The sequence below is a fragment of the Alishewanella sp. HH-ZS genome (assembly GCF_001704375.1).
Lineage (GTDB): Bacteria > Pseudomonadota > Gammaproteobacteria > Enterobacterales > Alteromonadaceae > Alishewanella > Alishewanella aestuarii.
Map to the genome: position 1 here is coordinate 78,039 of NZ_LZEJ01000004.1, position 25,986 is coordinate 104,024.

Annotated in this window: 26 protein-coding genes; 3 read left to right on the forward strand and 23 right to left on the reverse strand. The window is 47.9% G+C overall.

Annotated elements, in window-relative coordinates:
* Positions 1-14: 14 nt before the first annotated feature.
* The 23 genes from A9165_RS02775 to A9165_RS02885 form a co-directional block, all read right to left on the reverse strand.
* Positions 15-1,928: a hypothetical protein gene (locus tag A9165_RS02775; RefSeq protein WP_065954832.1), complete on the reverse strand. Its 1,914-nt coding sequence runs from the start codon at positions 1,926-1,928 to the stop codon at positions 15-17.
* A 156-nt stretch (positions 1,929-2,084) separates the two neighbouring features.
* On the reverse strand, positions 2,085-4,901 hold the full coding sequence (locus tag A9165_RS02780; protein ID WP_065954833.1) for a 6-hydroxymethylpterin diphosphokinase MptE-like protein: 2,817 nt from the start codon (positions 4,899-4,901) through the stop codon (positions 2,085-2,087).
* Positions 4,902-4,922: 21 nt separating this feature from the next.
* Entirely contained in the window at positions 4,923-5,231 is a 309-nt protein-coding gene (locus A9165_RS02785) for a hypothetical protein (protein WP_065954834.1), read from the reverse strand.
* Positions 5,231-5,665: a flagellar export chaperone FliS gene (gene fliS, locus A9165_RS02790; protein ID WP_065954835.1), complete on the reverse strand. Its 435-nt coding sequence runs from the start codon at positions 5,663-5,665 to the stop codon at positions 5,231-5,233. The genes A9165_RS02785 and fliS overlap by 1 nt, the downstream gene beginning before the upstream one ends.
* A gap of 11 nt (positions 5,666-5,676) precedes the next feature.
* Entirely contained in the window at positions 5,677-7,140 is a 1,464-nt protein-coding gene (gene fliD, locus A9165_RS02795) for a flagellar filament capping protein FliD (RefSeq protein WP_065954836.1), read from the reverse strand.
* A 9-nt stretch (positions 7,141-7,149) separates the two neighbouring features.
* The gene (locus A9165_RS02800; RefSeq protein ID WP_065954837.1) at positions 7,150-7,536 is read right to left on the reverse strand and encodes a flagellar protein FlaG; all 387 of its coding nucleotides are present in this window, start codon (positions 7,534-7,536) and stop codon (positions 7,150-7,152) included.
* 67 nt (positions 7,537-7,603) lie between these two features.
* Positions 7,604-8,428: a flagellin gene (locus A9165_RS02805; RefSeq protein WP_065954838.1), complete on the reverse strand. Its 825-nt coding sequence runs from the start codon at positions 8,426-8,428 to the stop codon at positions 7,604-7,606.
* A gap of 218 nt (positions 8,429-8,646) precedes the next feature.
* Positions 8,647-9,474 (reverse strand): flagellin, encoded by an 828-nt coding sequence (locus tag A9165_RS02810; RefSeq protein ID WP_065954839.1) that lies wholly within the window; start codon positions 9,472-9,474, stop codon positions 8,647-8,649.
* Between the two features lie 65 nt (positions 9,475-9,539).
* Positions 9,540-10,364 (reverse strand): flagellin, encoded by an 825-nt coding sequence (locus A9165_RS02815; RefSeq protein ID WP_065954840.1) that lies wholly within the window; start codon positions 10,362-10,364, stop codon positions 9,540-9,542.
* Positions 10,365-10,560: 196 nt separating this feature from the next.
* Positions 10,561-11,388: a flagellin gene (locus tag A9165_RS02820; protein WP_065954841.1), complete on the reverse strand. Its 828-nt coding sequence runs from the start codon at positions 11,386-11,388 to the stop codon at positions 10,561-10,563.
* Between the two features lie 166 nt (positions 11,389-11,554).
* Positions 11,555-12,790: a flagellar hook-associated protein FlgL gene (gene flgL, locus A9165_RS02825; protein ID WP_065954842.1), complete on the reverse strand. Its 1,236-nt coding sequence runs from the start codon at positions 12,788-12,790 to the stop codon at positions 11,555-11,557.
* Between the two features lie 4 nt (positions 12,791-12,794).
* A complete protein-coding gene (gene flgK, locus A9165_RS02830) occupies positions 12,795-14,825 on the reverse strand; it encodes a flagellar hook-associated protein FlgK (RefSeq protein ID WP_065954843.1) in 2,031 nt (676 codons plus the stop codon).
* A 34-nt stretch (positions 14,826-14,859) separates the two neighbouring features.
* Entirely contained in the window at positions 14,860-15,981 is a 1,122-nt protein-coding gene (gene flgJ, locus A9165_RS02835) for a flagellar assembly peptidoglycan hydrolase FlgJ (RefSeq protein ID WP_008609939.1), read from the reverse strand.
* Between the two features lies 1 nt (position 15,982).
* Entirely contained in the window at positions 15,983-17,086 is a 1,104-nt protein-coding gene (locus A9165_RS02840; RefSeq protein WP_083216213.1) for a flagellar basal body P-ring protein FlgI, read from the reverse strand.
* A 9-nt stretch (positions 17,087-17,095) separates the two neighbouring features.
* Positions 17,096-17,776 (reverse strand): flagellar basal body L-ring protein FlgH, encoded by a 681-nt coding sequence (gene flgH, locus A9165_RS02845; protein WP_065954844.1) that lies wholly within the window; start codon positions 17,774-17,776, stop codon positions 17,096-17,098.
* An 11-nt stretch (positions 17,777-17,787) separates the two neighbouring features.
* Positions 17,788-18,576: a flagellar basal-body rod protein FlgG gene (gene flgG / locus A9165_RS02850; protein WP_065954845.1), complete on the reverse strand. Its 789-nt coding sequence runs from the start codon at positions 18,574-18,576 to the stop codon at positions 17,788-17,790.
* A gap of 69 nt (positions 18,577-18,645) precedes the next feature.
* Positions 18,646-19,392 (reverse strand): flagellar basal-body rod protein FlgF, encoded by a 747-nt coding sequence (flgF, locus tag A9165_RS02855; protein ID WP_065954846.1) that lies wholly within the window; start codon positions 19,390-19,392, stop codon positions 18,646-18,648.
* 185 nt (positions 19,393-19,577) lie between these two features.
* Positions 19,578-20,882, reverse strand: coding sequence for a flagellar hook protein FlgE (flgE, locus tag A9165_RS02860; RefSeq protein ID WP_065954847.1), 1,305 nt, complete (start codon positions 20,880-20,882; stop codon positions 19,578-19,580).
* Between the two features lie 12 nt (positions 20,883-20,894).
* Positions 20,895-21,620: a flagellar hook assembly protein FlgD gene (locus A9165_RS02865; RefSeq protein WP_065954848.1), complete on the reverse strand. Its 726-nt coding sequence runs from the start codon at positions 21,618-21,620 to the stop codon at positions 20,895-20,897.
* Positions 21,621-21,630: 10 nt separating this feature from the next.
* A complete protein-coding gene (gene flgC / locus A9165_RS02870) occupies positions 21,631-22,053 on the reverse strand; it encodes a flagellar basal body rod protein FlgC (protein WP_065954849.1) in 423 nt (140 codons plus the stop codon).
* Positions 22,054-22,055: 2 nt separating this feature from the next.
* Positions 22,056-22,457: a flagellar basal body rod protein FlgB gene (gene flgB / locus A9165_RS02875; RefSeq protein WP_008609931.1), complete on the reverse strand. Its 402-nt coding sequence runs from the start codon at positions 22,455-22,457 to the stop codon at positions 22,056-22,058.
* A gap of 63 nt (positions 22,458-22,520) precedes the next feature.
* The gene (locus A9165_RS02880; protein WP_065954850.1) at positions 22,521-23,354 is read right to left on the reverse strand and encodes a protein-glutamate O-methyltransferase CheR; all 834 of its coding nucleotides are present in this window, start codon (positions 23,352-23,354) and stop codon (positions 22,521-22,523) included.
* Positions 23,355-23,370: 16 nt separating this feature from the next.
* On the reverse strand, positions 23,371-24,300 hold the full coding sequence (locus A9165_RS02885; protein ID WP_008609929.1) for a chemotaxis protein CheV: 930 nt from the start codon (positions 24,298-24,300) through the stop codon (positions 23,371-23,373).
* A 127-nt stretch (positions 24,301-24,427) separates the two neighbouring features.
* On the opposite strand from A9165_RS02885, the gene flgA reads away from it, so the two are divergent.
* From flgA to flgN, 3 genes are all read left to right on the forward strand, one after another.
* Positions 24,428-25,129, forward strand: coding sequence for a flagellar basal body P-ring formation chaperone FlgA (gene flgA, locus A9165_RS02890; protein ID WP_065954851.1), 702 nt, complete (start codon positions 24,428-24,430; stop codon positions 25,127-25,129).
* Between the two features lie 84 nt (positions 25,130-25,213).
* A complete protein-coding gene (gene flgM / locus A9165_RS02895; protein WP_008609927.1) occupies positions 25,214-25,555 on the forward strand; it encodes a flagellar biosynthesis anti-sigma factor FlgM in 342 nt (113 codons plus the stop codon).
* Complete coding sequence (gene flgN, locus A9165_RS02900; protein WP_065954852.1) at positions 25,552-25,986, forward strand: flagellar export chaperone FlgN; 435 nt, start codon at positions 25,552-25,554, stop codon at positions 25,984-25,986. The genes flgM and flgN overlap by 4 nt, the downstream gene beginning before the upstream one ends.

A 25,986-nucleotide genomic window follows, 5' to 3' on the forward strand; every position in this document is an offset into this window, starting at 1 on the left:
TTACCCCTTCCTTATCATAAATCGGTGTGTACAAAGCCGGGCCGGTTAAACAGCGGGCTTGAAGATAGCATAGTGATCAGCTCAGTAATGTCGGAGCGTTGCTCTACAATAGCCGCAGCTTTTTGCAATGCTTGTAGTGATTGCTGCTGCAGATAGTCTTCTGAGGCTATCAGCTGCAGTATCTCCTGCTTAATATCGGCATAGGAGTCAAAACCGCTACCAGCCACAGAATATACATCACAATGCTTTAACGTTAGCACCGGCAAACCGGCCCGCATGGCATACAAGGCCGAATGTCCGCCACCGACCCGGGGATAGTTCAAAAAGGCATGGCAGCCGGCCAGAACGGTAGTCAGTTCACTTTGAAACCCTTTAGACTCGGCATGCTGCAACAAAAAAGCATACTTCTGACACCAATCCGGGTAATTAGCAAACTCACCAATAAAGATAAAACGTACATTGAACGGCAGCAAGGTAGTGAGGAAACGGAAGAATTCATCTTTGAGCTCAATATCCAACCGGTTGCCGATAATAGCGATATTAAAAGGTCCGTCACTCAACGATGGCTTAGCCGCATCTGAGCGGCTGATTTTCGGTACCATCCTGTAATCGAGGATCCCTTGCAGAAAGTCAGTATCAGTAATCGTTACGCCGTCGCGGGATATGCTGGGATCGGCCAGACGGAACTGACTTAAAGTATGCGGTAATCTGGCAACTGTAGGCACGACAACATTGGGTACCAATTGACTACACATATCGGCAACGATACTTTCGCCTACCGTGACACAGAAATAAGGCCGGTAAGAGTTGACTAAATTCAGCACACTGAGCATTTCATTCGCATTGGGCATGTTGTCTGACAACTGCACATAGTTGAAACTGACGCCTTCGTACTCAATAAGCTCGGTGTTAAAGTTCGCTCTGTTCGCATAAGCCGCACCGAACCAGGGGACAGACCCTTGCCTGGGCATCAGTTCACAGCTATCAATCATCACCGCCTGAATACCCAGTGCGGATAAATCTTTTATGATATCCAGCGCAATTTTACTGGGCGCATGCCTGATGCCGAGAAACTGCGCCAGAAATACAAATACCAACTTAGTATCGCGCCGGGTTATATCGATAAAAGGTTCGCGCAAATTAATAGCATGGCACATAGCGCGTACTATGCTTTGATAGCCCGCCAGGCGCATGGCAAAATCAGATTTGTCTTTGGTTTTACCGTTAAAATCCAATGACGCTATCTGGTTATAGATAAAGAACTGCTCTGTGACTGAGAATCGCCGGTCAGACACCAAGGCCCACAGCGCCTGAAGATCACAATGTTGGTCGCCAAGGCCCAACGCGAGGCTTTTAAAATAAGCATTACCGTAATGATTTAGCTGCTCTGAGTAATAGCTTAGCAACCTTATCTGTACAAAAGCCGAAAAAGCACACTGCTGTACCGACAACTGCTGTATCAGTTCATCGGTTAAGCTGCTGATGGTATCAATATCGGCAATATCGGTAATGCGGGCGTCAAGCATAAAGTAGTCTTTCAACCGCGCTAATGCCGGGCTAAGCAGCGGCTCTGACAGCGTGATAGCAAACGCCGGCAACGCTGTGCCACAGGCCGCCAGCTGCGCGGTATCGCCCACAGTTAACTGCTGCAGGTTTTGCTCGCTATATTGTACCCTGCGGCATAACTCAGGAAAGAATTGCTCCAGTTGCGTTTTAACCAGCATGCTGTTGGTGGCAATACTTAAGCTGGTAAAACGCTGATAATGCCGGCGCAACGTGTTAAGTACAGGCTCAATGTAGTTATCAAGCTGCAACTGCAGCCATATTACTGTCCGGGCGGGGAAAACGATTTCTGTTTCAACACAGGGTAACTCTTGCTGTTGAATGTCGATAAAAAAAATGCCGTGCGTTACATCTGCTGCGACCATCTGTCGGATCCCGTTTAATCAACCGGCTAAAATATCCTGTAGCTATGCAAAGATAGCGCCATGATTAGCACTGGCTGTAGGCGCTTAGCAAACCGGAGTCCGCATTATTCTCAGGCCGGCGTGGTGTTGCCGGCGTCAAAAAAATAGCACCCGCAACTATTTAAATAAATACTGCACATCCACATCGTCAAACTTTAACGGCTGCTGCTCAAACTGCTCACCGCCGCTTTGCACATAATCACGCCATACCTGCATAACCTGATGAAACACCGGCAAAATCTCCGGCGTATCATCACTGATACAGGAGGCAACTTTTGTCATCAGGCCGCCGAAGTAATTAGTGCTGCCGTAGAACAAATAAAAGGTTGGATCTGACGGGTCACGCGCGGCGCTTTGCAACAAGCGCCATTGTCCGGCAATAAAGGCTTTGGCCTGTTCTTGTGTGGTGATCTCTTCGTCAAACAGCGCCAGCCAAGCAGCAATAGTGCGGCGAAAAGCAGCAAAGTCGATTTGAGCAAATATCGGCTTGGCATAAGGTGATAAATCGGCGTAGTACGCCGTATCGATAAGCTGCTGCAGCACCTGGTCTTTGTGTTTGGGTAAGTCACTGAATAAAATGTTATCCGGCTGCAGCGGCACGGCACCATCAATCTTCACGCCGTTGCTGCAGTTGTAGATCTCGACTTTGCGTCCGGCTTTGCTGATAGCCTGTTCCAGCAGTTTGCGCGACATATCAAATTCAGGTTTGGTAAACACATAAGGCAAAAAGTTACCCTTTGCCGGCATGCCGCCACCATGAGCTTTCTGGTAGTCATACACTTCTGAGCCGTCGTTGCGGTAATAGGCCGATGCCTGAGAATGATGCTGGCGTACATCGGCGTAACCCAGGTCGACACCAAACAGATAAAATACTTTAAAGCCCAGCCTTAGCGCGTAATTAAGCACCAGATTGGTTACCGTAGGATAGGCATAACTCAGCGACGCTACCTGCACGCCCTGCTTTTTCAGCCGGACATCAAAGAAATTCGTCGATGACTCGCCGTCTTTAAAACACAGCAAGGTTTCTTTAAACAGATCTGCCGTATCAGGATGAATACCGTTAACACTGATCAGCCGGATATCCTTTAAATAATCCGCATCTTTCACTTGCCCTATCCAGCAGAAAGTAGAGCGGTTTTGCTCCACCTCTGCATGAAAGTCCGGCTTAATGCCTTTTTTATACAATGAATATAAAGCGGTACCGCAACTGATTAACACCACTTTGTCGCGATGTTCCTGCAAATAGCTAAAGCTGTTGTCTAACGACGGCCCATTACCCACCACAAATACCGGCAGGTTCAGTGCCGGCAAATTACGGTAGCTGCTATTGTCGTACTGTAAAAACTTATGCTGCTTTGCCACACTGTTGTAGGTATGCGCAATACCGTAACGGCAATGATCATAGTATTCGCCCAGCGCCAGCACGACCTTTAATTCGGCGCGTAAATCGGCAATCGCCTTATGCATTTTCTGGTTGAAGTAAGAGCAAAACATATAGGTATTGGCAATAGAATAAGCGCCAACCTGGTAAAACTGCGCCATCAGATCATAAAAATAGGTTGAGCCATCGCCGCCCAGGTTCAGGTATATCCGCAGGCCATTTTGCTCTGCCCGATCAAATATAGCGGCCCAATCGGTTACCTTAAGACTGGCAGCAAAAAAATCTAAATTAGGCTCACAAATATACAGATTGCTGATTTGATATTGTTCGGTCAGTAACTGGATATGTTTACCCAAACCTACACCGAAAATAATCAGTGAGTCGACCTCTGGCGGTAACTGAATTTTCTGTTGCAGTTGTTTATTAATCAGCGGCTGGGTTTGCGCAATATGCGAGTAATGAATGTAGTGGCTGAATTTATCAACAGAGGTCTGGCCTAACAACACATCATCTTTATACGGCTGCCGGGTAAAATGCTCCAGCAAACGGGCAGACTCTGCATCAAGATCCTGATAAAAAAACGCTTTGCGCTGCGGATGATATAAATTGCTTTTGCCATTGTCATCGGTTACCGCTTGCCAATGCCGGCTTTGGTGCTTGTCAATTTCAGCATGTACTTTGGGGTAAAACTTTTGCAGTGCCGCCATATTACGCCGGTATAACTCATCAGCCGGCGCCGCGGCATGCGGCTGTTGATTACCCAACACGTTAACGCTGCGCTCAGCGATATAATCATTAAAATCCTCGTAGGCCAAAAACTGTGCCGTACTACCCAGCAACTGCTCCGGCTGGCCGCTGTGAGCAAATAAATATTCGGCTACTTTATCCATCACCGGATGGCAGTAATGCCGGTATACATAAACACGGCTAAAACCTGCTACGCTGCGCAGTTCTGCCAGGTCTTCTGCCACCGAGCTGCCGTCATTTTCCAATTGCAGAAAAATCTGCGTACCTGCCGCTTCTGCCGCAGCAAATAACTGCTGCCAATCATTAGCCTGCACTGAGCAAATCAACGTATCTACATTGGGCTCGTACACAATAAGGTACTTAACCCTGGCTTTTTGCAACAAAGCATTTATCTGATAACCCAGCCCCAAGCCCAGCATAACCACCACATCAGGCTGTTGCGGTAAAGCCTCTACCGGCCATGGTTGATCTGCCTGCGTTGGTAAGGCTGCAGTATCAAATTCAACATAAGGCGCGTTGCGGCAAAAGCTGTCGACTTCGTGCGAGACTTCGGCAGCGGGCGTCTCGCTGTACCAGACACGGCCGGTAGCAAAATCGACAATATTCAGCTCTGCAGCACGGGTACAAAATACCGAATACTGCTGCATACTGTGTTGCTGAATTATCGGCACCAGGGAGGGACTATACTGAGATAGCGCCTGAAGATTGTTATTAAAGCGCAGCCTGATGCCGGCAGCGACTTTTTGTTCAGATGCCGCCTGAGCAGCATCATCGGAGTCCAGCTGGTAATTAATGTACTTCAGCATGCAAGTGCCTGATGTTAATTGTTAGTTATGTTGGCCGTAGCTATGCCGGGCGCGTTGGCCCTTTTTTATTTCTAACATATTGCCAGCTACAGCATCTCTATCTGCTGACAGTTTTGCCATTGTTGCCTGTAGCCAGTCAAGGTTTTGCTGCAGAAACAGGGCAAAAGACTCAATATTGTCCTGCGGGGGAACACTTTGGCATAAGTGTTGATTTAATTGCTCAACTAAATCAGCAACCCTGGCTACATCGTAGTCGGGTTGCTGTATCAGGCTATCGATGTCGGCGCGCAGGGCTGCGCACTGTTGTTTAATGGTTTGGGTTGCCGGCATCAGGCACCAACAGCTAACTGCTGATTTTTCTGCGCCTGCAACTGGTAACCCTTCTCACGATCGCTTACCGGAATTTGATCCCAGGCACTTTTAATGGTTAGTAAAATTTCCATGACTTCATCCAGCTTGCTGATGCTTTTATCCCGGCTGGCCTGAATAAGGTGATTGAGCATAAAGTCGTACAAGGAAAACAGGTTGTCTGAGATTTCACCGGCGCTCATATCCAAACACCCCTGCAAGGCAGAAATAATATTGATAGCTTTAGAAATGGCTTCTGACTTACCGGCGAAGTCTTTGCGATCAATACAGCCTTTCGCTTTGGCCATATTTTCCAGCGCGCCTTGCATTAGCAGTTGAATAACACGATGTGGATCGGCTACCGCCAGATCATCTTTAATTCCCACCGCTTTATAGGCTTTAATTCCGTAACTCATAAGATGCTCCACTAATTCGATTTATTGGTTACAAATCCAGGCAAACTTGACAGCTGGGCAGTTACAGTAGAAGCCATATTCTGCATAGAGCCTAAAAGCGCGTCTAATGCAGTATAACGTCTACGCAGAGTTTGCTCGAAGCTAGCTATATATCGGTTAGCAGCCTCTAAATCTTTAGTATTTTTGTCAATTTGTGTATTAAGGGAGTTTTCTTTGGTTGCAATAATACCGCCAGCTTGTGTAAATTCTTTCAGAAAGCTATCGAGAGTTGCGCTTAAACCTTGCTCGCTGCCAAATAACTTCGCTACATTATCGAAATTCTCGTTCAGCGCTCTGTTAAAACGGGTACGTCCAGAGTCGGAACCGAACTCAGAACTACTTGATATTTCAAGCTTACCATCGCTCCGAAAAGTGATTCCTAATGAATATAATGTTGAGAGTGAATCATCAGCACCACCGACAACATTACCTAACAAACCACGCAATTGAGACATAATATTTTTCGGTAGTTGATCGGTCGCTAGAGCGCCCCCCTCAGCGGTTATAGTTTTACCATCAGCCCCTAAAGTACGCTTTCTGGTCAGACCAGCAATCTGATCAACTAACACATTGTAGTTGTTTATAAAATTCTGGATATTTTCTTCAGCACTGGCGGTATCTGTCGCGATGTTCAAGCTGGCGTTGTTGCCGGCTGGAGTGACCGCCTTAACGGTAAGTGTTACATCCTGAATAATGTTGGTGAAGGTGTTACTGGCGCTTGATGTGGCAATACCATCGATTTCAATAATTGCATCCTGAGCAGCCAGAGTCGCGCTTATACCTGCCGTGGCACCCGTTGCTACCGTAGATAAATTATCAAGCTCAGCGTTATTGTTAGTTATAACCAAATCATTACCGCTGCCAGTTTCATTCGAGGTTAATACCAGCTTGGTTCCGGTGGCACCACCCGCGTTGATAATATTGGCGTTGACACCAAAGTTATCGCCTTTGGCGTTAATTTTTTGCCGCAATTCATTCAACGTCATGCCAGCAGTCACTTCAACTTCAAAACTTTTACCATTTGCCGCAAAGGTAAGAATGCCGTTTGTTGTAGAGACGACATCGCTTGCTGATGAAAAAGCGCCATCCGTACTCTCCAACCGGCTGCCCGATGCAAGTTGATTCACTTTGATATCAAAACTGGCAGCCGCTGCCGTGCTCGAAGCAGAGGCTTCCAGGTAAGTTTTGTTTTGTGTAGGCTGTGTAACAGTTGCAATACGGGTATTTAGGGTGTTTCCACCCAGCTTTTTTACCGCGTCCTGAAACGCCGATAAAGCAGATTTCAACTGACCGACACCTGACAATGATGTGTCTAGAGTTCTTTTTGTCGTATTAATCCGGCTTAGTTTACTATCACGCTCTACCTTTACCAAAGTAGAAACCAACTCTTCCAAAGGCAAACCGGAGGCGGAGCCTAAAAAATTAATACCTGACATAAATCACCTCTACACTCTATTGTCGATTAACAGACCAATCGACTGTCCCATTTCTTCCTGAAGCCGTTTAATGTCTTGCGCCACTTTTAATAGCTCCTCTGACGGGATCTGTTTAATCAGCTCTTCTGTTTCAAAGTCTACCACTTTAATCACAGAACGGCCCGAAACATCGTCGATTGAAAAGCTTAAAGAACGCTGCTCCAACGCAACGGCTTGGTTAACAACATCTACCGCTTGCTGCAGTTCAGCTTTGCTTATCCGCTGTGCGCCACCTTTAGCAAATTTTCCAGTTTCGTCATCAACTATTTTTGGATCAGCAACGACTACTTTGGAAACTTTATCGGCAGCTGGCATATAACTAAAACCCAACGATCCACTTGCATCAACGTTACTCATATCCAGACTCCTTATCGACACGTATGGTGAGAACTTTACTCAAGTTTCTCACCATACGCGTATTAGTTTAACCCAATAACGATAAAGCTGCCTGTGGCCGCTGATTTGCCTGAGCCAGCACGGTAGTGCTAGTCTGTTGCAGGATCTGCTGACGAGTCAGCTCGGCGGTTTCGCGGGCAAAGTCTGTATCGCGGATCCGGCTGCGGGCGCCTGATACGTTTTCAGAGATATTGGTTAAGTTACGGATAGTAGATTGGAAACGGTTTTGAATCGCACCCAAGTCAGCTCGGGTGCCATCGATGATACCAATCGCCGTATCAACCAGAGCTATAGCAGCAGAAGCTCCTGTAACTGAAGAAACACTTAGAGCACTTAAACCTAAAGCATTAGTGCCATAGCCGCCTGCTCGAGATAATTTAATCTCAATGTTTTGGCCAGCATTAGCACCGACTAAAAACTTAGCAGAATATGAACCATTCAACAGATTTTGAGAACCAAATTGAGTCACAGAAGCAACACGGCTCATTTCAGCCTTTAATTGCGTTACTTCTTTTTGTAACGCAGCACGATCTGTTGAGCTGTTTATACCGTTTTGAGACTGAATAGCCAAGGTACGAATACGCTGTAGTGAGCTTGTTATTTCTTCCATTGCGCCTTCAGCTACCTGAGCAACTGAAATACCATCGTTGGCATTACGTGCAGCCTGATCTAGACCATTTACCTGGCTAGTTAAACGGTTTGAAATCTGTAAACCGGCGGCGTCATCTGCAGCACTATTAATCCGGAAACCTGAAGATAAACGCTTAAATGCATTGTCTAGATTGTTACCTGAGTTAAACAACTGACGCTGAGCATTCAGCGATGAGGTATTGGTATTTACATATAAAGCCATGAGTCACTCCTTAGTTGTCCGTAGCATTGCCACTTTCAACCGATGTTAAAAATACGGGTATCCCGTTAACTGAGCCAAGCTGCAACTTGGCTTAACTTGTATATCGACCGCGATATTTAAAACTTTAGAAAAAAACTCATTTTTTTTTATTTTTTTTGCGAAAAAAAGTAAAAGCTAGATTTTACAAAAAGATAAAGCCACTTTAAGGTGGCTTTAATTTAGTTATTCAGCACACTTAAGGCAGCTTGAGGCCTTTGGTTGGCCTGTGCTAAGACAGAGGTACTACTTTGCTGAATAATTTGCGTCCGCGTTAACTCGGTGGTTTCACGTGCGTAATCAGTATCACGGATCCTGCTGCGCGACGCTGACACATTTTCACTGATATTGGTCAAATTACGTATGGTCGTGCCTAACACATTTTGCCAAGCGCCAAGCTCAGTACGAGCACTGTCAATGCTTAATATTGCTGCATCAAGCCTATTAAGCGAGCCGGCTGCATCATCTGTACCTAACTGCACCGCTGCAACGTTAAGCCCCGTCACACCGCTACCGTAACCATTAGACAAATCAATAGCAATTTTTTGCCCGGCATTGGCTCCGATTTGAAAGATGAAGAATTGACTCGTACCGTCCAATATCTTCAAACCACCGAATTCCGTGTTATCAGCGATATTTTGAATTGAGGCTGCCAGTTGATCATATTCTTGCTGTAGTGCGATTTTATCCGCTGCACTGTTAATAGCATTCTCCGATTGGATTGTTAAAACTCTCATCCGTTGTAAACTAATGCTAATCTCATCCAGCGCGCCTTCGGTAACCTGTACCAGAGAGATCGCATCATTAGCGTTGCGTACTGCCTGCTCTAAGCCATTTACTTGACTAGTGAGCACGTTACTGATCACTAAACCTGCTGCATCATCTGCGGCTCGATTAATTCGTAACCCTGAAGTTAAGCGCTCGAAACTTGTTGTTAACCCTGAGGTAGCGTTACTCAATAACCGCTTTGATATTAGAGATGACTGATTGGTATTCACAACTAAAGACATACTGCAATTCCCTCTCCGTCAGAATGTAGCAAGCCGCCGTAAGGCGGCCCATCAGACTAAACCAGTTACTGTAGCAAACTCAGCGCGGCCTGTGGTCGCTGGTTGGCTTGTGCCAACACAGTAGTACTGGTTTGTTGCAAGATCTGTGTCCGTGTTAATTCCGCTGTTTCCTTCGCAAAATCAGTATCGCGAATGCGGCTGCGAGCTCCCGACACGTTCTCAGAAATATTTGTTAAGTTACGGATAGTCGCCTGAAACCGGTTCTGAATCGCACCCAAATCTGCGCGAGTTCCGTCAATGACACCTATCGCTGTATCAATCAGAGCCAATGCGCCGGACGCACCACTAACTGAAGAAACACTTAGAGCACTTAAACCGAGCGCGTTAGTTCCATACCCTCCAGTTCGAGATAGTTTAATTTCAATATTTTGTCCGGCATTTGCACCAACCAAAAACTTCGCTGAAAAACCACCTGATAACAGGTTTGTAACACCAAATTGAGTCGTTGATGCCACCCGGCTAATTTCCAGTTTTAGTTGAGTAACCTCTTTCTGTAGTGCAGCCCGATCTGTCGAACTATTGATACCGTTCTGCGATTGAATCGCCAAAGTACGGATACGCTGCAGGGAGTTAGTGATCTCCTCCATTGCCCCCTCAGCTACCTGTGCTAAGGAGATACCATCATTTGCATTACGCGACGCTTGGTCTAGACCATTAATCTGGCTGGTTAGGCGGTTAGATATTTGTAAACCTGCGGCATCATCTGCTGCACTATTAATCCGAAAACCTGATGACAGACGTTTAAAAGCTGTGTCAAGTGCATTACCTGAGTTAAACAACTGACGCTGCGCATTCAGAGACGAAGTATTGGTATTCACGTATAAAGCCATTTTAACTCTCCTATTACTTAACTAAACACTAACAGCACTCGCCATCTAGACGACATTCCTGTATTTTCGTGTTACTTATGTATCGGAAAGAAAAAGAAATACTTTAGCTAATTTATGAAAATTGCGTTTAATCACTCATTTTTATTTAAAAAATAAAAAAGCCGCATTTAAGCGGCCTTTTATCCTAATCATTTTATTAGCCCTGCAATAAGCTTAATGCTGCCTGTGGCCGCTGGTTGGCCTGCGCTAACACAGTGGTGCTTGTTTGCTGCAGGATCTGTGTCCGCGTTAGTTCCGCCGTTTCTTTGGCAAAATCAGTGTCACGGATCCGGCTGCGCGCGCCTGAAACATTTTCAGAGATATTAGTTAGGTTGCGAATAGTCGCTTGAAAACGGTTTTGAATCGCACCTAAGTCAGCACGAGTTCCGTCAATAACACCAATTGCTGTATCGATTAAAGCTAATGCTCCTGACGCACCACCAACTGATGATACGCTCAGTGCGCTTAAACCCAGAGCGTTAGTACCATAACCACCAGCGCGAGACAATTTAATATCAATATTCTGGCCTGCATTAGCACCCACGAGAAATGTTGCAGAAAAACCACCTGTAAGTAAGTTCTGAGTACCAAATTGAGTCGTTGATGCCACCCGGCTGATTTCCAGTTTTAGCTGAGTAACTTCTTTCTGCAGTGCTGCCCGATCTGTCGAGCTATTGATACCGTTCTGCGACTGAATCGCAAGAGTACGGATACGCTGCAGGGAGTTAGTGATCTCTTCCATTGCCCCCTCAGCTACCTGAGCCAAAGAAATACCATCATTAGCATTACGAGAGGCCTGATCTAGACCATTAATTTGGCTGGTAAGGCGATTTGAAATTTGTAACCCTGCCGCATCATCCGCAGCACTGTTAATACGAAAACCTGAAGATAAACGTTTAAATGCAGTGTCCAGAGCGTTGCCAGAGTTAAATAACTGGCGCTGGGCGTTTAATGAACTAATGTTGGTGTTTACATATAGAGCCATGATTATTTCCTCTCATTCTGACCGTTCTAGCGCAACCAGCACATGTTTTTGTCTAGCGTTGCCGTGTTAATTAGTTATCGGTTAGTCTGAGAGAAACTTTAGAAAAACTTTCCATATTTCCGATTTGCTTCTACGCCCAATTGTTGATAAATCGGGCATAGAGGTATTAACGTAAATAATCAAATAGGGTCGTCGTACCTATTTTACTAAATACTGTAGAGGCAGCCTGCAACGCTATTTCTTGACGTTTAATCTCTGTCAAAGCAGCAGCAAAATCGACCTCGGAAATGTCGGCTTTATAGCCTTTATTGTTGATAATTAGGTCTTCATTACTTGAGAACACGCTATCAAGTACATTCACACGGCCACCTATACTGGCAAGAGTATTATCGACGTTTCTCGCGCTGTTGTCAGTTTGAACTAACACATCAGCTATTGCTTCATTGAAATTGACACCAGTCACAGATGGGTCTCGGAGTGCAGTGATAAAATCATTAAGTGTATCGAGAATATTTCTCTTCTCAGGTGTCGGCAAAGTAAAATCAATTTGTCCAGGAGCTGCGGCAGCGCCATCGACACGTAACTCCAAACCTGAGAACCTGATAGGCTCTCCAGAGACAAAGACTCCGTTCACTGGTGGTGTTAAAGGAGCACCATTATTCAGTACTTGATAATTGCTTCCGGCATCAATCTGCAAACTATATAAATTGTTCGCCGGGTTCTGACTGTCGTATTTCTCTCTATAAAATTGATCGAAAATCTGCTGGTTATTAACACGTAAAGCTACAGAATCAGGAGTACCTGATATCACTACCGGATTATCAGGTTTGAAACGTCCGAAGACGTCATCAAAGATCTGCTTGCCACTGTCTCTTCCGGAAAGACTAATCGATGGTGAAATTTGCAATCTGCGGCTACCATCATCACCTCTAAATTCATAACGACCGGTCGTAGCATTTAATTCATACGCCGGTGACTTATCTTGGAAACCAGCGAATATATAACCACCATCAGAATCACGAGTATTCATCAGATCGAAAAATTCGGTTTGAATGTTCTCTAACTCTAAAGCGACAGCTTGGCGTTCAGCAATAGTAAAAGTACCATTACCAGATGCAATCGCTAACTGACTTATCCGATCAAAATTGACACGCATATTAGTCAGAATGGTCTCCTGTAACGCCAAGCCATTTTTTAACAGCACACTGTTAGTTTGAAACTGCTCAATTTGCGACAAGTTCTGATCTAAACCTAGTACTTTAGCAGAGGCAGCAGGATCATCTGCCGGACTTAAAATGCGGGTTTGCTTGGTTAATTGCTGCTCAGCAATCGACATCTTCTTCTGAGTGTTGAGGATCCCATTCAGACTCTGCGCGAACTGCATATTAAAGGTTAACCGCATACTCTTACCTCACTGCCTGTAACAGGGTATCAAAAATGGTTTGCGACGTTGATAAGATCCTGGCTGCCGCAGCATAAGTTTGCTGGAAGCGCACCAGGTTAGCCGCTTCCTCGTCCAAACTGACGCCTGACAAAGACTCGTACCACAGTGTCGTTTGTTCCAGAATAGCCGCGTTAGCCTCTTCCAGCGTACGTCCCTGTCGGGTTCGTTCCCCGATACTGCCTACCATAGTGCCATAAGATTGGTTAAAGCTGTATTCATTAACCGCGTTGGCAGCCGATACGGCATTACGCCGGGTAGTTTCTGCTGTTTGTAGCCCAACCAGCGCCAGGCCGTTGCGGTTGTCACTAAAGCCGTTCTGGTTGAACTCCAGTGTAAAACGATCGCCGGCGCGTGGTACGCCGCTGATATTGAAATCAAAGCCGTAGGTACCGGCAAGACCCGCTTGCGCCAGAACATTATTATAATTATTGTTGCTAAAGGTGGCAGTGCCTAACAGGTTTGGCACCGGCAGTGTATTGTCGTAAATCTCAAAGGTGTCACTGCCGGTGAACACCAGGTTCAACGGTAAATTACCGATAAAGGGCGTTGCGGTATCAGTATTAGTTACTACAAGCTGCTCGACTCGGCCATTGCCCAGGTTTGCGACATCAAAACCACCCCGTACCGGACTGGCCAGTGCAATATCTTCACCTCTGTTGGTTGCTAGTTGCAGCTGACTGGCCGATTCCTGTAATGGTTTTAACAAAAACCGATCACCCACTGCTGCACCGCCGGCACCAATAAAAATATTGATTTCAAGACCGTAGAGATCATCACCAGGCGGCATACTGGCGGAATTAAGCGTCAGGTTTGCGGTTAAATCCAGACCACCGATAACCTTATCTGAGCCCGGAATCACCTGCCCTCTGCTATCAACGGCTTGCACGGTAATTTCGTTAGCGCCGGTAACAGTAACCAAAAAGTCATTGGGCGGCAGTTTTTTGCCTTGCCCGGCTTCTAAACCAACCCGGATCGCCATCTCACCAGTGTTATTGCGATAGGCTAAACCATTGGATACCGGCAGTCGGAATAAGTCACCGCCGAGGGTGCCGTTTAGCGTCATGCCAAGCTTGTTTTGATTATTTAGCGCATCCCCCAAAGAGAGAGCAAGCTGACCCAGTTGGATCTGGGTTGGGTCAAGAATTTCTTCCCGAAACGCCACCAAAGCGCCAAGCTTGCCGCCTATGGCTTTGGAATTAACATCGCGCACAACGTTACTGTTAGAATTTAACTGTAACTGTAGTTCTTTACGCAATGGATCAGGATCACCGCGCAAGGATAGCAATCGAAACTCGCCCTGCTCTACCACCAACGACTGGCCGTCATTCATAAATACCAGTTTTTCGCCGTTTGCCGCGTCCAGCACGTTAATTTCGACCATTTCCGATAACTTCAGGATTGCCAGGTCGCGCTTGTCGAGCAGTTCCAGCGGCAGCTGCCGGGTAGTACCATTGCCGTAAGAAGCAATATCTTTGTTGTAAATCGCAATTTGTTTAATCAGATCATTAGCTTCATTAACGTAAATATCGAACTGGTCATTAATAAAGGTTTCTTGATCCTTTAATAGCTTGGACATGCCTTCAAAGCGATTGAGTAGTGATTGCGCACTACCAATCACCAGCTGACGACTGGCCGGTTGTACCGGATCGTTGTTAGCACTCTGCAACTGAGCAAACAAATCGTTCATGCCAGTGGCAATACTATTGGCGGGATTAGAAAATAAGGCATCAATCCGGTTTGCTTCAGACACATATTGCTGTGCAAAGGAGTACTGCGAGGTATCCCGGCGCAGTTGTTTGACGGTGAACTCACTAATCAGTCGCTCAGTCGTGCCACGACCCACACCGATCCCCAGTGGATCAGGCGCAAATTCGGTGCGTTGGCGCACATAGCCCTGCGTATTAATATTGGCAATGTTGTTACTGGTGGTGTTTAGCAGCAGGCTGCTGGCCCGGATCGCTGAACTACCAATTTTTAACAGATTGTCTGACATTCTCTCTCCACAGCGTCTTGACTAAGCCGCTAGCTTATTCATCGGCCGCAGCCGGAACTTCTTGAGCCGTTTCCAATTCAGCGCGAATTTGCTCAAATGCCGAACTGCGGTAAACCGCCATAATTTTTTGTGCATAGTTCGGATCAGTCGCGTAGCCGGCAGCTTGTAACTCACTGAAATAGGCGGCCGGCTCAGCTGCGACGGCAACCGCCTGCTGATAACGGACACTGTTACTGATAAAATCAGTATAGTCCTTTAAGCTCTGCTCCGGTGAGCTGTAAGCGCGGAATTTTGCCTGCTCTTTACGGGCCACCCCCTGCCGGTACTCCAGAGTATCGACGACAGCAGTATCACCCTGCCAGTTGCGACTGGCTTTAATGCCAAACAGGTTAAAGCTATTTTCGCCATCATTGGTACGGATCATTCGCTTACCCCAACCGGTTTCCAACGCCGCCTGCGCAATCAGCGCCAGAGGATCCAGGCCCAGGGCGCCGGCTGCTTTGCGGGCTGCCGGTAGTAGCGCACGGATAAAGTCGGTGGGCGATTCAATCTGCCAGTGGTTCGTCGGCGCCACCTCGCTCTTTGCCTGATTAGCTGCCGCTTTTTGTGCTTGCTGTTTTGCGCGCTCAGCGCGCTGTAATTCCAGCTTTTCCAGTAATGGCGCCAGTACCGACTCATCCCGCCGTCCCGGCTGTAATACGCCACTTTGTGTTAGCTGTGCCGCAGCCTGAGCTTGTAACAGTCCCAAATCTGAGCTGTCCTGATACTGTTGCGCCTGTGGCATGCTCAGGCTTTCCGCACGCTGCCCGGGCATCAGTAACTCGACAGCTTTACGTTGCTTGGCTGCCGCAGCCGGATCTAACTGTTGCACTAACAGCTCGGCCAGCCCCAGCCCGCCTTTTTGTGCCAGATCAGTTGCCAGCTGGTTATCATGCATATCGCGGTAAAACTCGGTGGTCTGACTGTTCATCAGCCCCTCGGCTTCAAACGCTTTATTTGCCTGGCGCATACTTTTCAGCAGCATATTAAAGAAAATGGCTTCAAACTGTTCGGCAGCCTGACGCAGCGCCCCCTGTTCATCACTGCGGGACGCGGTGCGGATCTGCTGCAAACTTTGCAGATCATGATAGGAGTGCTGAAGCTTGCCGCTGTCCATCTTAGATCACCACCAATTCACCATGAATGGCACCGGCTTCTTTTAAGGCTTCCAGAATCGCCATCAGATCGCCGGGCGCCGCACCTACCGCATTGACGGTACGCACTAACTCATCCAGCGTCACGCCGGGATCAAACTTAAACATCCGGGAGTTTTGCGGATTAACATTAATAATGCTGTCTTCTACCACTACCGTTTCACCATCGCTAAAGGGATTGGGTTGGGAGACCTGCGGATTTTCTTCAATGGTGACGGTTAAACCACCATGGGTCACTGCCGCCGGGAACAAGCGCACATCTTTACCAATCACAATGGTACCAGTGCGGGAATTAATAATGATCTTGGCTGCCTGATCCGCCGGTTGAAAGGTCAGATTTTCCAGGGTCGCTAAATAGGATACGCGCTGACTAATATCCCGTGGCGCCCGCACCCTTACCGAAGAGGCGTCCAGTGAAAACGCCGTTTCCGGTCCCATAAAGCCATTAATGGTCTCAGCCAGCCGCTTAGCGGTAGTAAAATCGGGGCGTTTCAGATTAAAGGTAATAAAATCGCCATTGCCAAAGGGCGACTCTACTTCGCGCTCGACCACGGCACCATTCGGAATACGCCCGACTGTCGGGGTATTAACGACGATGCGTGAACCGTCCAGCCCTTCAGCCCCCAGGCCGCTGACAATCAGACTACCCTGTGCTACCGCATAGACATTGCCGTCCAGGCCGGTTAAAAAGGTTTGCAGCAAGGTGCCGCCACGTAAGCTCTTGGCACTGCCCACGGACGAAACGGTAATATCAATACTCTGTCCTGGTTTGGCAAAGGGTGGTAATTCGGCGTGAACCGCAACGGCAGCCACGTTCTTGATTTGCGTGCGGCCACCGGCCGGCAAATTAATGCCAAAGTTTGCCAACATGGTACGAAAACTTTGTTCAGTAAAGGGGCTTTGCTCACCGGTGCCGGGCAACCCCACTACCAGTCCGTATCCCACCAGTTGGTTTGAACGCACGCCTTCGATATCGGCGACATCTTTGATCCGGGCACTCTGTGCCGCCAGCGGCAAACAGCTGGCTAGCAGCAACAAACAGACAGTGACAACATTAGCACTACGCATGTGCTGCTCCTAAAACGGCCACAGCGGGCCATTGAAAAACCGACTTAACCAACCGGGAGACTGGCCATGATGATGCGCGCCCGTGCCACTGTATTCAATGCGGGCATTAGCGATCTTGGTGGACTCAACCGTATTATTCACATCGACGTCCTGTGGCCGGATCACACCGGTCAGCCGGATGTACTCTTTGCCGGTATTTAAGGTTAACCACTTTTCGCCGCGGATCACCAGATTACCATTGGCCAGCACCTGCAACACATTGACCGAGATATCCCCTACCAGGCTGTTACTTTGATTCGCTTTGGCATCGCCTTTAAAATCCTGATTACTACTGGAACCAAACTGCAACACGTTACCACCGATTGAGGCATTGCGACCCGCGATATTGATCGGCTCAAAGGCGACGTTACTGTCTTTTTTACTCTCGGTCTTGGCATTCTTTGAAGCCTGGGTGCGCTCGCGCAGCACTACGGTAATAATATCGCCTTCATGCCGCGCACGATTATCGGTATACAGACTATTCGAATGACTTTGCGTAAACAGCGAACCATTACGCAGCACCGGCCGCGGCGCTGGCTCAGGTGGCAAGGGCGCAAAAAAAGGATCATCAGGTTTGGCTTCCTGTGTTGCCGCACACCCGGTTAGCAATAACAGAAAACTGAGCCCTATCAAGTAAGCAACGTTACGCATCTTAGCCCCCGTTATAATTGCTGAATCACAAAACCAAGCATCTGGTCGACGGTAGAAATGACTTTCGAGTTCATCTCGTACACCCGCTGACTTTCAATCAAGCTCACCAGCTCTTCCGTGACATTGACGTTGGAGGTTTCCAACGCGCCTTGCACAATGATACCAAGCCCTTCCAGGCCCGGAATACCCTGCACCGGATCTCCGCTGGCCGGGGTTTCCTTAAACAGGTTCTGGCCAATCGGCTCTAAGCCTGCCGGGTTAATAAAGTTGGTCACCGTCAACTGTCCCAAGACAGCGTTTTCTACCTGGCCGGCCAACCGCACAGACACCTCACCGTCCTGCGATACCATGATGGCGGTCGCATCCGGTGGGATCACAATGTTCGGCTGTACCTGATAACCGGCACCGGAGGTCACCATATTGCCGTCTCCGTCAACGGTAAACTGACCATTACGGCTATACGAAATGGTGCCATCCGGCATCAGTACCTCAAAAAAACCATGGCCCTGGATCATCAAGTCCAGGCTGTTTTCCGTGGTAATCATATTACCCTGGGTAAAACTCTTTTGAGTCGCCACTACCTTGGTACCGGCGCCAATCATTAAGCCATTTGGCAGCTCAGAGTTTTGCGACGAGCGTCCGCCGGGCTGATTAATATTCTGATACAACAAATCTTCAAAAATCGCCCGGCTTTTCTTAAAGCCGACAGTACTGGCATTCGCCAGGTTATTAGAAATAACCGAGATATCGCGCTGTTTTGCGTCGAGACCGGTTTTACTGATCCACAAAGCCGGATGCATTTGTACCTCCCGGGCCTAAACCCTGTTAACGGCAACGGCAGCTGTAATAGCGGCCGTTGTGAAAAATAATTAGCCGATGATCCGCAGTAGCTGATTCTGCTGCTGGTCCATCTGTTCCGCTTTTTTCATCATTTTCACTTGCAGTTCAAATTGGCGCTGCAAACTGATCATGGTGGTCATTTCGGATACCGCATTAACATTGCTGCCCTCATAGGCACCGTGCAGTAAAGTTACTGCGGCACTCTCTTGTGCTAACTCGCCATCCTTACGCCGGAATAGGCCATCGTTGCCCTTTTCTACCGCCCGGTATTCGGTGTCAACCAGCTTGATCCGGCCCACTATTTCCAACACATTGGCCGGTGCACCCTGGACTCTGGCACTTACCGTACCATCCTGACCAATTTCCATTTTGGCAAGGGGTAAGGGCAGCAGAATAGGACCATCCTCACCTAACACCGGATGACCATTGGCGGTGCGTAGCATACCGTCGGGAGTTAACTGCAAGTTACCGGCACGGGTGTAGGCTTCGTTACCGTTTTTGTCCTGTACCGCAAACCAGCCATCACCCTGGATCGCGATATCCAGCTCGCGCTCGGTAATAATCAGGGCGCCGCTGTCAAAGTTTTGACCAGGCCGCTCGGTCATCGAAAACACCCGGGTCGGCAAGCCGGCGCCAAAAGCCTGCATTGATCGGGCTTGTTCAAAATCAGCTTTAAAGCCAACGGTCCCGGTATTCGCCAGATTATTGGCCCTGACACTGATGCCATGCATATTTTCTTTGGCACCGCTCATGGCGATATAGAGCAAACGATCCATAACAGACTCCGTATAGCAACTGTCGAGGGGTTAATGTGATATTTATTGCACTAACACAAGCAATAACAGTGCCAACTGGAAACAGAACAAGCCAGGCTGACAAAAATAGGGAGAGTGAAAAAAACACCCCGGCACGATGCCGGGGTGTTGCTTGACGGGTATCTGATACCCTGGCGACTAGAAACTTACCGGATCTGCAGGATATTCTGCTGCAACTGGCTGTTCACTTCCAACGCCCTCGAGTTAGCCTGGAAGTTACGCTGCGCCGTAATCAGATCAACAAGCTCAGTCGTCAGGTTAACGTTCGACTGCTCCAGCGCGGAGGCATTCACGGCGCCGAAGGTGCCAATATTCGCCTGTCCGGCAATGGGTTCACCCGAGGTGATAGACTGCTTCCATGATGTATTACCAACCTGCTTTAAGCCCTGCACATTAGCAAAACGCACCAGCGTTACTTGCGCCAGGTAGGACGAGTCACCGTTACTGTAACTGGCCAGTACCCGGCCAAAGGCATCGATATCCACCCCGGTCAGGAAACCAACAGTCGTGCCGTCCTGACTCAGGTTGGTGACATCGAAAGCTGCAGCATACTGTGTAGGCAGTCGCACGCCAGACGCATCCCGGAAATTGACCACAACATCAGCGGCAAATTGTGCGCCGTTGGTCAGATAACCGAGCAAAGGATCATTCAACTGTGCCGCAGGTAACGTTATGGTCGGCACTGGTGGCGTGACAAAATTACCGCTGGAGTCAAAAACAACGTTATCCCCTTGGAACGGAGTTGCCGTAATACCATCCCACACCACAAAAGTTTCCCACTCGGCATTCGCTGGTGGTGTGGTTGGTGTTTTTCTGAAGTAAGTCGTTACCGTATGAGCTTCACCCAGACTGTCATAAACAGTTACCGACGTCGAATGGTTATAGGTAGAGCGGTCAGTGGCGTTAAAGGGCACCAGCGGATCTTTAGCTATTTCCCGGGAGTCAACATTCATACTCAGGAAAATATTGTTGGTCGCTCTTGGCGCTCCGGCTGAAGTCGGGATCGAAATCGGCGCTGTTGTACTAAGGCTTACCGATTGATTTTCACCTGTTACTGGATCGACCGAAAACCCCTGGAGAAAGTTACCTTTATTATCAACAATAAAGTTATCTTTATTTAGCTTAAAGGCCCCTGCCCGGCTATAGGTCATATCCCGGGATACACGATCTGGCGTCGTCGCAAAAAAGCCTTCGCCGGTGATCGCCAGATCCAGTGAATTGTTAGTAAACTGCAGAGCGCCCTGGTTAAACTGCTGCGCAACGACAGCTGTCGTTACACCGTCACCAACCTTGGTGCGCCCGGAAGCAAAAATAGAAGTGGCATAAACATCAGCGAACTCGGCACGAGATTCCTTAAAGCCCGTGGTATTTACGTTGGCAATATTGTTCGCTGTAACATCCAGATCTTTTTGTGCGGCAGCCAGGCCGCTTAGTGCAATATTAAAACTCATAACAAACCTCGCTTAACCGTAAGATACTTCTAACACATCACCCAGTTTCACCGCACCAAGTCCCAGTAGATTCAGCATGATGCCTTTACCATTAGTGTTCATACTGACACTACCGACCGGCGTGTAGACATTCGCCGGAATACTGGCGCGGGTACCGTCACTGTAACTGGCTTCGACTTTTAGCCTGTAAGTGCCGGCTCTGACCCGCTCTGACAACTCTCCGTCAATCCGATCAGCGCTACTTTCGCCCGAAGGTAAATAGGTGCCATCCCAGATAAAGCTGTTACGGCCCATCTTAGGGTTCTCTACGCTAAAACTTTGGATCAGCTCGCCTTTCTCATTCTCTACCATTACTCTTAGCGAGCTGGCGGGCCGCTCTAAATCAATAACGCCACGTGCCAGGCTATCACCGGTAAACACGATTTGGTTAGATTGCGTCAACACTGAACGTCCCACCAGAGACGACGCTTGCAGTGCCTGATTAGACGTCATACTCTGTGCCAAATTAGAAAAGTTCTCGTTTAACTTTCCTATCCCATCGGCAGTAGTAAAGTTGGTCATTTGCGCAATCATCTGATCATTCTCAACCGGTTTGGTTGGATCCTGATAAGCCAGTTGCTGCGTTAGCAGTGCAAAGAAATCCGCCTGAGTTAATGCGCCATTATTACGGTCCTGTACTTTAGGTTTTTCTTCCCAGTACAGGTTATTCAGTGCTGAATTGTTACTTACGCTGTTCATCCATTACTCCTTAACCAGACTGCCCTAAACGCAGGGTGCGCATGAGCATTTGCTTGGCGGCGTCTGCCGTCTGGACGTTCGTTTCATAGGAGCGGGAAGCGGAAATCATATTCGCCATTTCTTCCATGATGTTAACGTTCGGCTTGTAGACAAAGCCATTTTCGTCCGCCAGCGGATGATTAGGCGCATACTCCATCACCGGTGGCGCGTCAGACTCGACGATACCCAGCACTTTTACGCCGCTACCGGCATCTTGTTGCCGCCTGGCCTCCGACAGCTCCGCAGCAAAGACCGGATGCCGGCCTTTATAAACCTGATCAATACTGCTACTGACACTATTGGCATTTGCCATATTGCTGGCCGTGGTATTCATCCGTACTGACTGCGCAGTCATACCGGAACTGGCAATATCGAAAACTTTAAATAAGCTCATGATTATTGTCCCGTACCTGTGATAGCCTTTTTCAGGCCACTGATTCTGCTGTTTAAAAACTGCAAGCTGGTTTGATACTGAATAGCATTCTGCATCATCGCATTCCGCTCATGATGCACGTCCACACTATTACCATCGCCGGTATCCGGTTGATCCGGGTTACGAAATTTTACTTCCTGCCGGCTTTGGGTAGAGATGGCAAAATGCCCTTCGTGCGTGCGACTCACCGGACGGCTCTGTCGCGACTGCGCGTTGTTAAGTGCCTGCTGGAAATCCAGATCTTTAGCCTTATAGCCCGGCGTATCTGCATTAGCGATATTTTCTGAAAGCACCTGTGCACGCCGATCCCGGGTTAATAATGCATCCGGGTGCATGCCAAAGGCTTTGTCAAAGCTGATAGCCATTTTCTTGCCACCTCTTGTTACACGTTAAACATGAGGAAGCAAAAAGCAGGCCAAATTGAAAGGTCAGGTTTTTTTGCGGTAGATAATGCCAGGATTACAACGTAACATTTCAAAATCCTCGTTCAGGCTGGACAAGGATTCTGAAGCACCAAGGATTAAGTGACCACGGCTGTTTAGTGCCTGCGAAAACTGGCGAATAATTTTCGCTTTAACTTCAGGAGAGAAATAAATCAGCACGTTGCGACAAAATATAATGTCGAACTTGCCCAGTAAGGTGTAGCTATCGAGCAGGTTAAGGTGCCGGAAACTGACGTTTTTTTTCACTTGCTCCTTGATCCGCATCATACCTTTGCCGCTGTCTTCAAAAAAACGGCTACGCCGCTCCGGTGATAAACCACGAGCTAAAGCCAAGCCATCATATTCGGCACGCTGGCAGTGTTCTAACATAGTGTTAGAAATATCCGTGCCTAAAATACTTACCCCGGCAGGAAAGGCATTGGGCCGGCCTTGCTGGTATTCCAGCACAGTCATGGAAATAGAATACGGCTCCTGACCGGAAGAACTGGCTGCTGACCAAATTTTGACACTGCGGCAAGTTTTTTCCAGCTCCGGAAAAATTTGGCTCTTTAACAACTCATAAGGATAGGTATCTCGAAACCACAAAGTCTCATTAGTGGTCATAGCGTCAATAACAGCCGAACGCAACTGCCGTTCAAACGGGTTCATAGTTTTGTTGAGCAATTCAGAGAGGGTGCTAATGCTGAAACGTTGCATCAATGGTGCTAAACGGCTTTTCACCAGATATTGCTTATTATCACCCAATACGATGCCACACTGTTGCTCCAGAAAATCCCGGAATTGCCGGTATTCAGATTCCTGTAATTGTTTATCTGTCACGCAACGTCCTCAGCTTTTAATCTACATGTAACCACTTCTGTACCGATTGCGCGAGCTCGTCTGGGTTAAACTTGGCGATAAAGTCTTCAGCCCCCACTTTTTGAACCATCTGCTGATTAAAAACGCCACTTAGCGAGGTGTGCAGAATAACGTGCAGACGGCGCAGTTTAGGGTCAGCTTTCACTTCTGCAGTCAGGGTGTAGCCGTCCATTTCCGGCATCTCAATATCAGAGATCAACAAGCCAACTTTTTCAGTAATTGACTCCTGACACTCTTTCGCCTGCTGCTGTAAATAAGTCAGCGCCTCGCGACCGTTATTGACCAAATGCATTCTGACACCCAGTGGTTCTAATGACCGTTTTACCTGATTACGGGCGACTGCAGAATCATCGGCGATTAAAATCACCCGCCCTCCCAGATCAGTAGTAATACTTTGGGTAACAGCCTCATCATGAATCATCGTCGGCGAAGGGGAAATCTCTTCGAGGATTTTTTCAACGTCTAGGATCTCAACTAACTCTTTATCAATTTCGGTCACCGCGGTCAGGTAACTTTGCTTGCCACTGGTACCCTTGGGTGGTGGCATAATCGATTCCCAATTCGTATTAACAATACGCTCTACCCCACTGACCAGAAACCCCTGTACCGAGCGGTTGTACTCGGAAATGATAATAAAGGCGGTCGATAAATCGGCGATTGCCTTACCACCGGTTGCCAGGCTTAAATCAATCACGGAAATCGTTTGCCCGCGAATATGAGCAATACCACGCACAAAAGGATTTCGCTTCGGCATAGCCGTAAGCTTTGGACATTGCAAAACTTCCCGCACTTTAAACACATTAATACCGTAGCGCTGGCGACCATTGAGCTTAAAGAGCAATAACTCCAGGCGGTTCTGCCCAACCAGCTGCGTACGTTGGTTAACGGAATCGAGAATACTGGACATCAAGCTCTCCTTAGGCAGCCAAACGGCTTGGTATTTGCATATCGTGGTAACGTCGTAGTCAAAAGTACGGCGCTGTCTAACTTAAGGCATGTTATAACCCTTTATTCGTAAAGCATAGCCAAACCATATGAAAAAGTACGAAAATTTTATCCGCAGCGGCATCCTGCTACTTGCCTTCAGCATCAGTCCCTGGTGTCAGGCGCAAGTGCAACAATTTAGTCCATCGCAACTGACTGATGCGGTAAAGGACTGGCTGCAAACGGCATGGGCAGTCGATGAGCTGGAGAGCGAAATCCACGTCACGGCACTTGATAGCCGGATTGGCAGTAAAGACTGCGCCCATCAGCCACAAATCAGTCTGCCGGCCAATGCCAACCCGCGCCAAACTACGGTACAGATTAGTTGTACTGAGCCAACTAGCTGGCAGTTGTTTCTGCCCGCCCGGCTGACGGAATGGTTAACCTTGGTCGTCAGCAGACAAAATATTGCTCCAGGAACCGTCATCACTGCCGATATGCTGGAAGTGCAACGCCGGGAACGTCGGTTGGTACGTGGCAATATCGTGCAGGATACCGCAGCAGTTGCCGGCAGTCGCAATAAACGCAGCCTGAGTGCGGGCCAAATCCTTAGTTTACAGGATCTTTGTCTTGTATGCCGGGGAGATATTGTTACAATAGAAATCAGCCAAGGTGGCCTTGCCGTATCCGCCACAGGCGTTGCACAACAGGATGGTACCCTGGGTGACGTAATCCAGGTGCGTAATCAACAATCTGGCCGTGCCATTAGCACCGAAGTGACCGGTGTCAATCAGGTAAAGGTCCGGTTTTAAATTCTGAAAAAAGTGCTAAAGTTTAGAGGCAAACTGCCGTTAACCTAAGCATAAGGACTGTGTTTAAGGTGATGAGGTTCTAATATGGCTATAAATATCAACAACCTGCAGCAAAATGCACCGCAGGTCAAAACTGACAAGGCCGGCAATGCCGGTAGCACTGAGCAATTAGTTCAACGCCAGCAAACGGCGGTGCAACAAAATGCCAGCAATCAGGCAGTACAAAAGCAGGATTCGGTATCCATTACCCCACAGGCACAGCAATTTTCCAAATTACAGGAAAAAGCCGCTAACAGCTCTGGTATTGACCAAGAGCGGGTAAATAAAATCAAACAAGCCATCGCCGAAGGCAAATATAAAGTGAATGTTGAGATGCTGGCGAAACGCATTATGCAATTTGAAGGCGATTTATTCGACCGCAAATGAACAGTAGCTACGAGCCCATCATCACTGTCCTGACCAAGCAAGCAGCGCAATTAGATGCGCTGTTGCTGCTTTTAAAAAATGAACTAACCGCTCTCGCTGAAAGACAGGTTGAAACCTTAGAGCAGGTTATTGCCGAGAAAACGGCGCTGTTAACACAAATTAGTGCCACTGATGCTGAACTTGCGACACTGCCAGAGCTAGCAGCGATAAAAACTGAAGCCTGGTTTTTGGAACAACGTTCACTGCTGGAACAAAAACTAGCCAACTGCAAAGCTCAAACCGCCGTTAATCAGCAAGCGCTGGAGCAAAGCCAGCTTATTTTGCAACGCTTTAAGAATGAATTATTGGGCGCGAAAGGCAAATCCGGCCTGACTTATACCAGTAAAGGCCAACCGGCTGTTGAAAATAAAGGGCCAGGCATTAAAGCCTGA

Bases quoted from the DNA above. Each gene is read 5' to 3' on its own strand.
- A9165_RS02775 (WP_065954832.1), bottom strand. From the start codon at position 1,928: ATGGTCGCAGCAGATGTAACGCACGGCATTTTTTTTATCGACATTCAA.
- A9165_RS02780 (WP_065954833.1), bottom strand. From the start codon at position 4,901: ATGCTGAAGTACATTAATTACCAGCTGGACTCCGATGATGCTGCTCAG.
- A9165_RS02785 (WP_065954834.1), bottom strand. From the start codon at position 5,231: ATGCCGGCAACCCAAACCATTAAACAACAGTGCGCAGCCCTGCGCGCC.
- fliS (WP_065954835.1), bottom strand. From the start codon at position 5,665: ATGAGTTACGGAATTAAAGCCTATAAAGCGGTGGGAATTAAAGATGAT.
- fliD (WP_065954836.1), bottom strand. From the start codon at position 7,140: ATGTCAGGTATTAATTTTTTAGGCTCCGCCTCCGGTTTGCCTTTGGAA.
- A9165_RS02800 (WP_065954837.1), bottom strand. From the start codon at position 7,536: ATGAGTAACGTTGATGCAAGTGGATCGTTGGGTTTTAGTTATATGCCA.
- A9165_RS02805 (WP_065954838.1), bottom strand. From the start codon at position 8,428: ATGGCTTTATATGTAAATACCAATACCTCATCGCTGAATGCTCAGCGT.
- A9165_RS02810 (WP_065954839.1), bottom strand. From the start codon at position 9,474: ATGTCTTTAGTTGTGAATACCAATCAGTCATCTCTAATATCAAAGCGG.
- A9165_RS02815 (WP_065954840.1), bottom strand. From the start codon at position 10,364: ATGGCTTTATACGTGAATACCAATACTTCGTCTCTGAATGCGCAGCGT.
- A9165_RS02820 (WP_065954841.1), bottom strand. From the start codon at position 11,388: ATGGCTCTATATGTAAACACCAACATTAGTTCATTAAACGCCCAGCGC.
- flgL (WP_065954842.1), bottom strand. From the start codon at position 12,790: ATGCGGTTAACCTTTAATATGCAGTTCGCGCAGAGTCTGAATGGGATC.
- flgK (WP_065954843.1), bottom strand. From the start codon at position 14,825: ATGTCAGACAATCTGTTAAAAATTGGTAGTTCAGCGATCCGGGCCAGC.
- flgJ (WP_008609939.1), bottom strand. From the start codon at position 15,981: ATGGACAGCGGCAAGCTTCAGCACTCCTATCATGATCTGCAAAGTTTG.
- A9165_RS02840 (WP_083216213.1), bottom strand. From the start codon at position 17,086: ATGCGTAGTGCTAATGTTGTCACTGTCTGTTTGTTGCTGCTAGCCAGC.
- flgH (WP_065954844.1), bottom strand. From the start codon at position 17,776: ATGCGTAACGTTGCTTACTTGATAGGGCTCAGTTTTCTGTTATTGCTA.
- flgG (WP_065954845.1), bottom strand. From the start codon at position 18,576: ATGCATCCGGCTTTGTGGATCAGTAAAACCGGTCTCGACGCAAAACAG.
- flgF (WP_065954846.1), bottom strand. From the start codon at position 19,392: ATGGATCGTTTGCTCTATATCGCCATGAGCGGTGCCAAAGAAAATATG.
- flgE (WP_065954847.1), bottom strand. From the start codon at position 20,882: ATGAGTTTTAATATTGCACTAAGCGGCCTGGCTGCCGCACAAAAAGAT.
- A9165_RS02865 (WP_065954848.1), bottom strand. From the start codon at position 21,620: ATGAACAGCGTAAGTAACAATTCAGCACTGAATAACCTGTACTGGGAA.
- flgC (WP_065954849.1), bottom strand. From the start codon at position 22,053: ATGAGCTTATTTAAAGTTTTCGATATTGCCAGTTCCGGTATGACTGCG.
- flgB (WP_008609931.1), bottom strand. From the start codon at position 22,457: ATGGCTATCAGCTTTGACAAAGCCTTTGGCATGCACCCGGATGCATTA.
- A9165_RS02885 (WP_008609929.1), bottom strand. From the start codon at position 24,300: ATGTCCAGTATTCTCGATTCCGTTAACCAACGTACGCAGCTGGTTGGG.
- flgA (WP_065954851.1), top strand. From the start codon at position 24,428: ATGAAAAAGTACGAAAATTTTATCCGCAGCGGCATCCTGCTACTTGCC.
- flgM (WP_008609927.1), top strand. From the start codon at position 25,214: ATGGCTATAAATATCAACAACCTGCAGCAAAATGCACCGCAGGTCAAA.
- flgN (WP_065954852.1), top strand. From the start codon at position 25,552: ATGAACAGTAGCTACGAGCCCATCATCACTGTCCTGACCAAGCAAGCA.